This is a genomic window from Sphingopyxis sp. JAI108 (genome assembly GCF_013410105.1).
Classification (GTDB): Bacteria; Pseudomonadota; Alphaproteobacteria; order Sphingomonadales; family Sphingomonadaceae; genus Sphingopyxis; species Sphingopyxis chilensis.
On sequence record NZ_JACCCJ010000001.1, the window covers coordinates 150,316 to 162,609 of the forward strand.

At 63.9% G+C, this 12,294-nt stretch carries 11 protein-coding genes; 6 read left to right on the plus strand and 5 right to left on the minus strand.

The window, feature by feature from the left end:
• Positions 1–54: 54 nt before the first annotated feature.
• Together HDC29_RS00765 and HDC29_RS00770 are read right to left on the minus strand one after the other, a co-directional pair.
• Positions 55–1,134 (minus strand): MBL fold metallo-hydrolase, encoded by a 1,080-nt coding sequence (locus HDC29_RS00765; RefSeq protein ID WP_179493566.1) that lies wholly within the window; start codon positions 1,132–1,134, stop codon positions 55–57.
• A gap of 27 nt (positions 1,135–1,161) precedes the next feature.
• Positions 1,162–2,322 (minus strand): NAD(P)-dependent alcohol dehydrogenase, encoded by a 1,161-nt coding sequence (locus tag HDC29_RS00770; protein WP_179493567.1) that lies wholly within the window; start codon positions 2,320–2,322, stop codon positions 1,162–1,164.
• A 105-nt stretch (positions 2,323–2,427) separates the two neighbouring features.
• Here HDC29_RS00770 and HDC29_RS00775 point away from each other — a divergent pair, with 105 nt between their 5' ends.
• Complete coding sequence (locus HDC29_RS00775) at positions 2,428–3,327, plus strand: LysR family transcriptional regulator (RefSeq protein WP_179493568.1); 900 nt, start codon at positions 2,428–2,430, stop codon at positions 3,325–3,327.
• 8 nt (positions 3,328–3,335) lie between these two features.
• Here HDC29_RS00775 and HDC29_RS00780 read toward each other — a convergent pair whose 3' ends face one another.
• The gene (locus HDC29_RS00780) at positions 3,336–4,976 is read right to left on the minus strand and encodes an MFS transporter (protein WP_179493569.1); all 1,641 of its coding nucleotides are present in this window, start codon (positions 4,974–4,976) and stop codon (positions 3,336–3,338) included.
• A 202-nt stretch (positions 4,977–5,178) separates the two neighbouring features.
• Here HDC29_RS00780 and HDC29_RS00785 point away from each other — a divergent pair, with 202 nt between their 5' ends.
• Positions 5,179–6,039 (plus strand): pirin family protein, encoded by an 861-nt coding sequence (locus tag HDC29_RS00785; RefSeq protein WP_179493570.1) that lies wholly within the window; start codon positions 5,179–5,181, stop codon positions 6,037–6,039.
• 26 nt (positions 6,040–6,065) lie between these two features.
• On the plus strand, positions 6,066–7,022 hold the full coding sequence (locus HDC29_RS00790; protein WP_218844271.1) for a zinc-binding dehydrogenase: 957 nt from the start codon (positions 6,066–6,068) through the stop codon (positions 7,020–7,022).
• A gap of 155 nt (positions 7,023–7,177) precedes the next feature.
• On the opposite strand, the gene HDC29_RS00795 is transcribed toward HDC29_RS00790, so the two are convergent.
• Positions 7,178–8,119, minus strand: a complete 942-nt coding sequence (locus HDC29_RS00795; protein WP_179493571.1) for a LysR family transcriptional regulator — start codon at positions 8,117–8,119, stop codon at positions 7,178–7,180.
• A gap of 744 nt (positions 8,120–8,863) precedes the next feature.
• Positions 8,864–9,109, minus strand: coding sequence for an amidohydrolase family protein (locus HDC29_RS00800; protein WP_257017977.1), 246 nt, complete (start codon positions 9,107–9,109; stop codon positions 8,864–8,866).
• Positions 9,110–9,466: 357 nt separating this feature from the next.
• Between HDC29_RS00800 and HDC29_RS00805 the strand changes: the two genes are divergently transcribed.
• The 3 genes from HDC29_RS00805 (at position 9,467) to HDC29_RS00815 (ending at position 12,215) form a co-directional block, all read left to right on the plus strand.
• Positions 9,467–10,111, plus strand: coding sequence for a hydrolase (locus tag HDC29_RS00805; protein ID WP_179493572.1), 645 nt, complete (start codon positions 9,467–9,469; stop codon positions 10,109–10,111).
• A gap of 236 nt (positions 10,112–10,347) precedes the next feature.
• The gene (locus HDC29_RS19105; protein WP_218844272.1) at positions 10,348–11,103 is read left to right on the plus strand and encodes a nuclear transport factor 2 family protein; all 756 of its coding nucleotides are present in this window, start codon (positions 10,348–10,350) and stop codon (positions 11,101–11,103) included.
• A 71-nt stretch (positions 11,104–11,174) separates the two neighbouring features.
• Positions 11,175–12,215, plus strand: a complete 1,041-nt coding sequence (locus HDC29_RS00815; protein ID WP_179493573.1) for an LLM class flavin-dependent oxidoreductase — start codon at positions 11,175–11,177, stop codon at positions 12,213–12,215.
• Positions 12,216–12,294 lie beyond the last annotated feature (79 nt).

Here is a 12,294-nt window from a genome sequence, read left to right on the forward strand (position 1 = left end):
TGTCTGGAAGGAGACGGCCTGCGGTAGTTTCGGCTGCCGCGAGGCCGCAGGGTATCAGGTCAGGAAGGGCGGCGCGTTCTCTCCGCGCAGGCGATAATTCGGCCGCGGGCGCTCGAGCCTGATCGACTCCAGCACCGTGTAGGCGTGATACTTCGTCTGGGTGGTCACCCCGGCCAGCCGTTCCGACCACAGCTGCCCGTTGCTGCTGCGCTTCTCGAGCACATATTTCGTGGCGTAGTTCGCCATCGAGTTGATCCAGTTCTCCGTTCCGACGAATACTTTGTCCCAGCCCGCACCGTCGAGGATGCCGATGAGCGCGTCGGAGCGGGAGAAGCGGTCGACCGCGGCCTGTGCGCCGGCGAGGACGTCGGCGAAATACTCGATCGAGGCCTTCACCGTCTCAGGTGTGCCGTAAGACATGTGGTGACCGGCGACCAGGAAGTCGAAGTCGAACTCCGTCAACTGCTGTTGCGCCTGATACCAGCCCATGATGTTCTGCGACGCATCGCAATGCATGAAGGTGGCGCTGCCGGGGCTGATGATGTCGATGACGGTCAGCACTCTATGGGCCGGCGCATAGATGAAGATGTTGCCGGGGCAGTGGTTCTCGCCCTTGTACGACAACTCCAGAGTCACGCCGCCGACGTTCAGCGTGTAATCCTTGTCAAACGTCAGAGTCGGGATCGGGCGGTTGGGGTCGGGAAAGCGTTCGAGCAATTCCTTGGTGATCGCGTGCGCGACGATCTCCACGCCGGAGCCGAACACCGATGCGGCGCCGATATGGTCGGTATGCCAATGGCTGTAGATGACGTGCGTGACAGGCTTGTCGGTGACCTCCTCGATCGCCGCCAGCATGTTTTCGCCGATGGTCGGGGGTGCGTCGATCGCGATCACGCCGTCGTTCGTCACGACGAAGGCCGCGTCGTACCCGCCGCTGGTCACCCAGTAGAAGCCGTCGCGAAGCTCCTCGACATGGTAACCGAGGGCCCGAAATTTCTCGCTGCTGAAATAGGGTGGATAGTAATGCGGCGGATCGGCCGGATGCTCGCCGGCTTCGGGGAAGCCGTAATTGTCGATCGCGAAGAACGCTGGCGTGTCGTCGGCGACGATCGCCTTTTGATGATTATTGCACATGGTTTTGTTTCCTTTCTGCTGAGTGGTTCAGGCGTGCGCGGCGTCGAAGCGCAGCACCGCCTTGATGACGCGGCCGGCGGCTACGTCGTCGAATGCCCGGTTGATGTCCGCGAAGTCGTAGAAGGTGATGAGCCGGTCGAACGGGAAGCGACCGGTGCGGTAGAGGCCGATCAGCTCTGGGATCATCAGCGCGGAAATTGCGTCGCCCTGGATGATTCCCTGCAGCGTCTGCCCGACGGTCAGGCGCGATGCGTCGACGAACGCGCTCGAATGCGCGTTGAAGGCGACGAAGCCGAAATGCCCCATCGGCGCCAGCGCGCCGATCCCGGCGTCGAGGTTGGCGGCCCGCCCGCTGGTATCGAGGACGAATTCGACCCCGCGTGGCGTGATCGCGCGGATCGCGGCCGTGACGTCCGGCTCATCGGCGGCGTTGACGACGTGCGTCGCTCCGAGTTCGCTTGCGAGTTCGAGCCGCTCGGCATTCACGTCGATCGCGATGACGGTTGCGGCATCCGCGACCTTCGCCGCCATGATGGCGGCAAGGCCGACCGCGCCGACGCCGAAGACCGCGACGCTCGCGCCCACTGGCACCTTCATCGCCTTGAAGATCGCGCCCGCGCCCGTCTGGAAACCGCAGCCTAGCGGCCCCAGAATCTCCAGCGGGACATCATCCGGCACTTTGACGGTGTTGCGCTGGTGAGCCAGCGCATAGGTCGCAAAGGACGATTGGCCAAAGAAATGCGCGTGGAGGTCGTCGGCGCCGTGTCGCTCGACGCCGATGCTGCCGTCCAGCCGCGCCCCCGCGAAATTTGCCTCCCAGACCTTCTCGCAATAGGCGGCATGTGAGGACAGGCACGGCTTGCATTGTCCACAGGAATGATAAGACAGCACGACATGGTCGCCAGGCTTTAGATGCGCGACCGATGCGCCGGTCCGCATGACGACGCCGGCGCCTTCGTGACCAAGAATCGCGGGCAACGGCGACGGCATCAGTTGTTGGCGGACATGCGAATCGGTGGCGCAGATGCCAGTCGCGACCATGCGAACTAGAACCTCGTCGGCTCGCGGCGCTTCGAGAGCGATGTCCTGCATAATGAACGGTCCATCCTTTTGCTCGACCACGGCCGCGCGGGCATGGGTGATCGTGGCTTGTTGCTGTGCGGCACTGGCAGGTGGTGGCTGATTCATCGGGTCCTCCATGAGGTTCGTATGCGGTCTTCCGCTGCGTCGCCGTCTGGTTTACCGCTCGTATCCTGTTGCAATAGCCGCCAAGGCTGGAACCTGGAGTTGCACATGCCGGAACCCTCGCCCGTTGATCTGCTCGATGTCATCGCTTTCGTCCGCGTGGTTGAGACGGGAAGCATCGCGAATGCAGCGACGCGCCTGGGCATCGCCAAATCGATCGTCAGCCGCCGAGTGAGCCGCCTGGAGGGGGTGCTCGGCGCTCAATTGCTGACCCGCACCCCGCGCGGCACGACGCTGACCGACATCGGGCGCGATTATTACGAGCGGGCCGCCGTTGGCCTTTCCGAGCTGGAATCGGCGCGTGAGGTGGTAACCAAATCGACCAGCGAGGTGTTCGGGCAGCTTCGCATCCAGGTGCCCGCCGCTTTCGGCGAGTTCCTGCTGGCACCGATCCTTGCCGAGTTCGCGGCGCGCTATCCGCGCATCGAGTTCGACGTCCGGTTTACCGATCGCCAGGTGGACATGATCGCGGAGGCCTATGATCTGGCGATCTGGCCGGGCGCGGTGCCGGACTCGATCCTCATCACCCGCAAACTGGCCAAGGTGCGATGGGCGATGGTGGCAAGCCCGGCCTATCTCGATGCGCGGGGGCGTCCCGCCGGGCCGGCGGACCTGGCCGACCACGATACCATCCTGTATGCGCTCGATCCCGGCCGCTGGCGACTACAGGGACCAGACGGCTGGGAGCCCGTGCGGATAAACTCGCGTTTCTGCACGGACAGCGGGCGGATGCTGCTGGCCGCGGCGCGCGCGGGTCTAGGCATCGTGCTCGTCCCCATGTTCATGGTTGAAGAGCCGCTGGCACGCGGCGAGTTCGAGGCGGTGCTGCCGGACTTCCCGCATGAGGGCGGGGATCTGCAGATTTTCATGCCGCCGGCACGCGCCGGTATCGCACGGGTGCGGGCACTCGTCGACTTTCTCTACGAGAAGTTCGACCGCGAAGTTTGAGGTGCGCGTCAGGCCCGTCCGAATGCGGCCAAAATCAACACGACGCCGCAGATCGCCAGCGCCGCCATGATCGCTCCGATCGCCGGAACGACACGCGGCTGTGTCCATCTCGAACCGGCGGTAGACGCTTCCTCCTTACTTGCCGCACCGGCTCTCTCTACCGTCCGTAGCTCGGCAAGGCGCCGCCGTACGCGCAACAAGAGGAGTCCTGCCAGGTACAGGGTCGTGGCAAGACCAAGCACCGCTGCGAGCCACATCGTGTCGGCGCGAGCCGCCTGCTCGGCCCTGCCCGCCGCGAGCCGCCAATCCATGTAACTGCCCAGCAGCGCCGGGCCGGCGGCCGCGCCCAACGCATTGACCACCCCAAACAGGACGATGAAGCTGATGAGTGCGCCGCTGCCATGCCGCAAGGCGCTAGTGATGCCGAGCAGCAGCGCCGGCCCAAGGAAGAAGGTGCCGGCGAACGCGATCGCGGCCTGCGACACGTAGAGGCGCGCCAGATGATGCGGTTCCGTCGCGGCACTGTCGACCAATGCTGCGATCGCGACGATGCCGATGGCCAGCATCATCGGTCGTGCGATCTTCTCGAGGTTTACGCACATCGTGCTGGCGAGAACGCCCGTGACCGCGCTTGCGAGCATCACCGCCGCTAGCGATTGAAATTCGTTCGGACGTGCGCCGAGCCAGCGCACTGCGCCCAGCGCCATCTCCTGTTCGGCCAGCACCAGCCGGATGAGGAACACCGCCGCGGCGAAGCGCCAGACATCTCCGTGTGTCAGCCAGCGCAGGTCGATCAGTGGTGTCGCGCGGCGCAGCTCGATGACGTCGGCCGCCAGCAGCGCTGGCGGAGCGGCAAGCAGCGTCACGACGATCCATTGGGTATGCAGCCACCCTTCGAAACGCCCCAGGCCCAGCGCAGCGGCGATCGCGGCCAGAGCGCCGCCCAGGAGGACGAAGGTCAAGAGATCCAGCGGCTCGAGCACGCGCGCTCGCTCGGCGGGTGGAAGGCGCAGCACGCCGACTGCTGCGAGAGACAGCAGCGCCAGGCCGGCTTCGAGCAGGAACAGCGAACGCCACCCGTCGACGCCTAGCAGCGAGGGAGACAGGAGCCGCGCCAGTGGCACGGCGCATTGCGTTATGCCGATCCCCAGGACCAGTCCGCGAAGGCGCCACTGTGTCGGAAACCCCTGCATCGTGTGGAACAGACACAGCGGGACCAACGTCACGGAAACGAAGCCGGCAATCGCACGCAGGAGCACCATCGCCGCGATGTCTGTCACGCAAGCCTGCGCGAGCGCCGCGGCGGCGTAGAGGCCGAGAGACACCAGTGCGAAGCGCCGCAGGCCATATTGCTGCCGGACCTTGATCAGCCGCAGGTTCGCCGGGATGGCGGCGGCGATATAGCTGGTCGACAGCCATGCCGCCTGGATCGAGCTCAAGCCCAGCACCTGTCGCACCTGCATCAGATCGGCGCTCACCAGGGCCCCGCCGAGACCTGCCGTCGTTCCGACCAGTACGCCCACCGCCATATGGGCCAATCGGGTCCCCGCCTTGTGCGATGGGGACGCGGGCGAACCGACGGCCGCTGGGCGCTCGTGCGCCGGAAAGTCATGGGCTTCGTCATCGAAGAACGCACGCAGCGACGTCATGGCTTTGCTCCTGCTGCGCCAGCCAAGTGTTTCGGTATCGCTCCTGAGTAGAGCATCGATGGCGAAACTTCTTCCCTGTTCGGGTTGCGCGTCCAGCAACGCTGAGTTCTTCGATCCTCGTCTTGATTGTGCCGAGGTTATTTCGAAATGATGCGGCACAAATCGACCCGATGTAGTCGGGCCTCAGCCGAAGGAATGGAACATGCTTCACAGATCGATCGATCGCGTCACCGTCATGCCGCCGCTCGGACCTGGCTTCGATGGCGAGCATCACAAGGCGGCGCTGGTGGTGGCTCCGGGAAATTTCCACGCCACCGACCCGTTCTTCCTGATGGCAGACGACCACATCACCCTAGAAGGGCGCTTTGGCGAGGCGCATCCCCATGCCGGACTGGAAACCGTAACCTTCATGCTCAACGGCACAATGGAGGACACCGGCGGCCGGCTGGCGGAAGGCGACGTCGAATGGATGACGGCGGGCAGCGGCATCGTGCATTCGGAAGATGCGATGGTATCGACCGATATGCGATTGTTCCAGCTGTGGCTGGTCCTGCCTGAGGAACAGCGCAACATGCCGCCGAGGGTGCAGATCCTGCAGCGCGCGGCGATGCCGGTCCATGTCGAACCGGGGGTCGAGGCGACGGTCTACAGCGGCCGGTTGGGTGAGGCGGCTGCGCCGACGAAGAATGCGGTGCCCGTCACGCTGGCGGACATCCGGCTTGAGCCGGGTGCTAGCTTCGCGCCGGAACTGCCCGCCGCCTATAACGCCTTCACGGTGGTAATCGATGGTGAGGCGACGGCCGGTGCCGGTGGCGAACCGCTGTCGGAGAACATGGTCGGCTGGACCGGTCCCGCCGGCGACGGTTCCAGCGCGCTCGCGCTACGAGCGGGCACGAAAGGCGCCCGGATACTGCTGTACGCCGGTCAGCCCCAGAACATTGAGGTCGTGGCGCAGGGGCCGTTCATTGCCGGCTCCCGCGACGAGCTGGCGGGATATTACGCCGCTTATCGCCACGGCAGGTTCCCGCACGCCGGCACGATGCGGCCGGTGGCCCTCGCATGACGCGGTCAAACCCGGAGGAGCAGAGCATGGACAGGAAAATCGAGATGCGGACGACCGGCACGCCTGCCGTCCTGAGAGTGGTGGAGGCGGAGGTCGGATCGCCCGGTGCCGGGCAGGTACGGTTGGTGCAAACCGCGATCGGTATCAACTATGTCGATGTCATGGTCCGCAAGGGCCTCTACCCGATGCGGCTTCCCGCCACGCCGGGCTTCGAAGCGGCGGGTTTGGTCGACGCCGCTGGCCCGGGGGTGATCGGCTTTGCACCGGGAGACCGTGTCGCCTATTTCTTCGTCGAGGGAGCATACGCCACCGCCTCGCTCGTCCCCGCCGAGGCGCTCGTCCGCCTGCCGGACGACATTTCCGACGAAGTGGCGGCGACCTTCCTTGCGAAGGGACTGACGGCCTGGATGGGATTGTACGCCCTGCACCCCTTGAAGGCGGGCGAGGTGGCGCTCGTGCTCGGGGCATCGGGCAGCGTCGGGTCGATCCTGTCACGCTGGGCGCGATCGCTTGGAGCAACGGTGATCGGTGTGGCAGGATCGGCCGGCAAACTGGCGTCGGTCGCGGCCGGTGCCGACCATGCCTTTGTCGCCGACGATCCCGCGCTTTCCGACAGAATCCGTGCGCTCGCACTCGCCGGTGTGGACGTGGTCTACGACTTTGTTGGACGCGCGACCTTTCCGCTGGCGGTGGCTGCTGTGCGGGATGGCGGCGTGATTGCCTCGATCGGCGCCGCTTCAGGACAGGCGCCTCCCGCTATCGATCGGCTCCGCGCCCGCGGCGTCGAGATACGAAGCGGCGGCACGCCGCAATACGTTCGAGGCGAAACCGTTCCAGTAGCCACGGCGCAGCTTTGGGACGCGATCCGGGCCGGCCTATTCAGTGATCTCTCGGTGGCCCGCTATACGTTCGACAGGATCGCGGCCGCACACGAGGGCATGGAGGCACGGCGGCTCACTGGCCTGCCCGTCGTGGCCGTGTGACCACTCATGCCGGGATGCGCATTCTGGGCACTATCGAGTTCACGTTCAGGGAAAATTCGCTGTTAGAAACCGTGAAGGCGGTCGTTCTCACCTGCTTTGGTGAGGTCACGCGTTCGACCTGCGCGATGTTCCCTTGCCGCCGATCGGCCCGGTAGCTACGCGTTCAGGTAATTCTCCTCGGCCATGGCTTCGAACCATTGCCGGACTGCCTCGACGCAAGGGCGCAGGCCGTTTGCCGATGGGGTATAGATCCAGTATCCAGCCCCCGGCCGGCTCAGAGCAGGGAAAGGTGGCACAAGCGTTCCGTCGTTCAGTTCGCGCGCGACGAGCGCGCTGCTTTCCAGAATAACGCCGACGCCATCGAGGGCGGCCCTTATCGCCAGATGCGATGGATCAATCTGAATCGCTCCGACGCCTTCAACACGTTCCATGTCGACGCCCTGGATATTGAACCAGTCGTCCCACGATACGACGTTTAGCACAGTGCTGATCAGCTTCGTCTGCAGCAGGGCTTCGGGGCGAGCGAAATCGTGATCGTTCAAAAATGACGGTGTACAATAAGGCTGGAATACTTCGGGAAGAAGCAGCGAGGCGCGATCCTCCCAGGTGTGCCGCGCGCCATATACGATATGCACGTCGGCTGGAGCGTCAGCCAGCATGGGGAAAGGTGATTGGGCGCCGGGCAGATAATTGCCTTGCGCGTTTACCCGGATATCGATGTCCGGATAACGAGCGCTGAGATCGGCAAGGCGCGGCATCAGCCAGCAGTGAGCGAAGGAGGGCGGCATCTCTATCCTGACGACATTAAGCGCCTTTCCGGATTTTCCGCGTGATCTGATCTCGCGTGTCGCCGACCGCATGCGCCGGAGGCTTTGGCGCACAGATCGAGCATATTCGGCGCCGTCTGGGCTCAATACGACACCGCGACCGACACGATTGAACAGGCGAACGCCCAAAATATTCTCGAGCAGCCGGATCTGATGGCTGACGGCAGAAGGCGTGAGGTTCAACTCTTCCGCGGCGGCCTGGAAACTCGATGCGCGTGCGGCGGCGTCGAATACCGCTATTCCTCGTAACGGGAGCACGCGCTCGGACATCGGTTCCTCCTTGATGGGTTCCGCGCGCGTCAGAAAACTGACCGTGACACGAGAATAAGCGGACACAGGGAACTTAAAATTCCACACCAGTCAAGGGGCGGTGTGGAGAGGCAGTCAGCGGCCCCCTGAGTGTTCGCGCCGAGGCGAGTGTCTCGCGAGCCTCAAGGCAATTCCGACTTACGCTGCGCGCCTAGAGGGTCAACATTTCCTTTGGGGGGGGGCGGGCGAGCATCGAGCTTGGCACTGTACGCATCGGCGTGCCGATCAACGTCCTTTCTGCGCGCGATCCAATCGGCCCCCCGATACCAGGAACACGCCTCCTATCATGGCGATCGCGCCCACGAGGAAATTATCCGTCAGCACATCACCGAGAATGGCAACTCCGACCGAATGCGAAGGCAGCCATTGTTGCCAGCACGCCCGCTCCGGCGAGCTGGTAAAACAGCGTGACCGTCGCGGGTGCAAAAGTGAGACGGGTCGTGGGCACGACCGCAGTGGTCATTCTCCAGGCGGCACCGGCAAGCAGTCCCAGCGCATCGCCGATCCAGGCATTATCAATTACGGGTGCACGCGTGGAAAATGTGATGATGATACCGCAAAAGGCCAAAGCAATTCCGACCCACTCCGTTGAATTTGTCGGCTTTCTTCTCGGAATCGCGCTGCGCGTGTGGGAGTGTCTGGTTAACCCGGGGAAGAATCTCCAGCTTACATTTCAGTGCCGCCGCCGGGCGGTGATGAAGGAGGTCAGGGGCATCGGCCCCGTCCTTGACCCTGCACGAAGCGACCTGGGCGGGCGCCACCACTATGTTCGCCATTTTTCAGGACCGCGACGCCGTTGACGAATACGTCCCGCATCCCGACCGAATATTGATGCGGTTTCTCGAAGGTTGCGCGATCGCCAATGGTGGCGGGATCGAAGACGACGACATCCGCATGATAGCCGGGCTTCAGCGCCCCCCGGTCTTTGATGCCGAGGTTGGCGGCGGGCAAGGTGGTGAGCCGATGGACGGCCTCATCGAGCGAAATCAGCTTCTCGTCGCGAACATATCGGCCAAGCAGACGCGCGAAATTGCTAGGCGCGCGGCGGGGCGTCTGCTCCTTTTGCTCTCATAGCCCTCCGGGACGCTGTCGCGCCGCGCGGCAGGGCCGTATGCCCCCGGTATCGAAAATCTCCACGAATGGATGGAAATCTTCAGATTCATTCGGTGTTGCCGATTGTGCGACACAGCTCTCCACGAAGCGACGCTACCGCAACGCGGGCTGAGATGGCACTTCTCGCTCGCGAGACGCCGCCCAGCGGCCGGTCGCCTCAAATAACCCACCCCCCTTCATCAGCAGAGGATTATCATGACCTTTCGCAATGGCCTCGACTCGCTTCTTCGCCCTGAGGATTCCGTCCTCGTCCTGATCGATCACCAGCCCTACCAACTCGCTAACCTTAACAGTCACGATCCGCACATGGTGGTGAACGCCGTGACAGGGCTGGCCAAAGCCGCCAAGGCATTCGATGTTCCCACCATCCTGACCAGCGTTATCGCTGCGCGAGGCGGCCTCCTGTTCCCCTCGATCACCGAAGTGTTCCCCGACCAGGAAGTGATCGACCGCACCTTCATCAACACCTGGGAAGATAAGGCTGTCGTGGACGCGGTGAAGGCAACCGGTCGCAAGCAGCTGATCATCGCCGGTCTTTGGACCGAAATCTGCGTCGCGATGCCTGCGATCCAGGCTCTCGGTGAGGGGTGGGATGTCACCGTCGTCACCGACGCATCGGGCGGTACCTCGCTCGAAGCGCACCAGGTCGGCATTCAGCGCATGATCGCCGCCGGCGCCAATGTGATGACCTGGGTGGCGGTGGCTGCCGAGTGGCAGCGTGACTGGGCCCGTACCGAAACGGCTGAAAAGATCAACAAGGCGATCGGTCCGCACTCTGCCGGCAGCGGAATCGCCTATTTCTGGGAACAGCAGCTTCTCAACACGCCGGTGGCGGGCTGACACGGGCGGATGACGGGGTTCTGCGTCATCGCCCGCGGCAACGCGGCTTGGACAAGTAACCCCGTCATCCTCGTTCACCGTGTGGGCGCGAGAGGCGGCGCTGCTCCGGATGGTCAAGAGCGCTCGCGGCCTCGCGGCTTGCAGGCCGTGACCGTCTCGCAGGCGCTTCGCTCCTCTTCCCTCGGGCGGCGGCGAAGCTTCACCCCCTCATCGCGATGTGAATCAGGAACGAGAATATGAGCATGTCGATCGATCATTTTCCCGTGGGTCAGGAAATGGATGTCACCTATCCGGCATTCCAGGTCCACCTGCGGCTTGAGTCGACGACCCAGCTCGTGTTCGCAATCAGCGAAGGGCCATATGCCCGAACCGAAACCGTCGATATCGAGGTCATACCGCTCGGCAACAGCCTCTTCGCCGTAAGCTGGCAGGAGGCAAGCGGCGCCACGGTCACGAACCTGCAGGATTATGATCGCGGTCTCGTCCACTCCTTCGCGACCTTGCCCGGCGGCGAATTCATACGGATGACCGGCCCCATGACGGTCATCCGCGCGGCGAATGCCGCCGTCGATGCGCGCCCTCACCATAACAAGGCACTGGTCGTCGAGGCGATGACCGCTCTATTCCAGCGCCGCGATGCCGCCGCGGTCGAGCGGCTTTACGCGCCCGATTACGTCCAGCACAATCCGAACATCCCTCAAGGCCGCGATGCCCTGCAATCGATCGTTGCGGGGCTGTCCCCCGACGTCTGGTACGAGCCCGGGCTGATCGTCGCCGAAGCTGACTTCGTCGCAATTCACGGCCGCATTCGTGGCTGGGCGGAGACGCCGCAAGTCGTCGTCGATCTCTTCCGGATCGAAGGCGGCAAGCTCGCCGAGCATTGGGATGTTCTCCAGGACGAAGTGCCGGTGACGGCCGCGCTCGGCGGCAGACCCATGTTCGACCCCGAAGAGCGTTTGCGTCAAGTGCAGGCCGAAGCGGCAGGGGTCTGAATTTTTCCGCGCAGCCCGCTGCTGGCGGAGGCGGCCGCCGATCCAACCTTTAAAATTAGCAAGGAGCTATCATGGAAATCGGTGTCGACAGTTTCGCCGCCATCCTCCCCGATCCGGTCAGCGGAAACCTGCCGTCGGCTGCCGACCGGATGGGCGACCTCCTCCGGGAAATCGAGACGGCCGATCGCGTCGGGCTCGATGTGTTCGGAATTGGCGAGCATCACCGGGCCGAGTTCCTCGATTCGGCGCCCGCGATCATCCTGGCAGCGGCTGCTGCTCGCACCAGCCGGATTCGGCTGACGAGCGCGGTGACCGTTCTGAGCGCTGCCGATCCGGTGCGCGTCTTCCAGGAGTTCGCAACCCTCGACCTGATCGCCAGGGGCCGTGCCGAAATCGTCGTCGGCCGTGGTTCCTTTGGCGAGGCGTTCCCTCTGTTCGGTCTGGATACTCGGGCCTATGACGACCTGTTCGCGGAGAAGCTCGACCTGTTCCTGAAGCTCGGTGAGATAACCAACGTCGAATGGGAAGGCCGTTTTCGTCCGGCGTTACGCGGCGAGGGCGTCTATCCGCGTCCGCATCAGGCGCGATTGCCCCTGTGGGTGGGCGTCGGGGGCACGCCCGAATCCTTTGTCCGCGCCGGCACGCTCGGCCTTCCGTTGATGATCGCGATCATCGGCGGCAGTTTCGAGCGATTTCGGCCTCTCGTTGATCTGTATCGCGCAGCCGGGACGCGGGCGGGGCACGATCCCGATACGCTCAAAGTCGGCGTACACGCGATGGGTTTCGTCGGCGAGACCGATGAAGAAGCGAGAAACTCCTTCTTTCCGGGATGGGCGCATCTGACCACCAAGGTTGGACGCGAGCGCGGCTGGGCACCGCCGTCGCGGGCGCAGTTTGACGAGATGGCCGGCCCCGATGGCGCATTTTTGGTCGGCGCGCCCTCAACTGTCGCCGCCAAGATGCTCCACGCAAGCGATGTGTTGGGGGGCGTTTCGCGAATCACCTTTCAGATGAGCACCGCGTCGCTCGAAACGACGGCGATGCAGCGATCGATCGAACTTCTCGGGACAGAAGCCGCTCCGATCGTGCGCAGCGCCCTTTCCGGCAAGTGAATAGGGCGCCCACCATATCGAAGAGCAGGTGTTTCGGGCCGCTCAACTTTTTCCACGCATCCTGATTTCCATGGCAAGG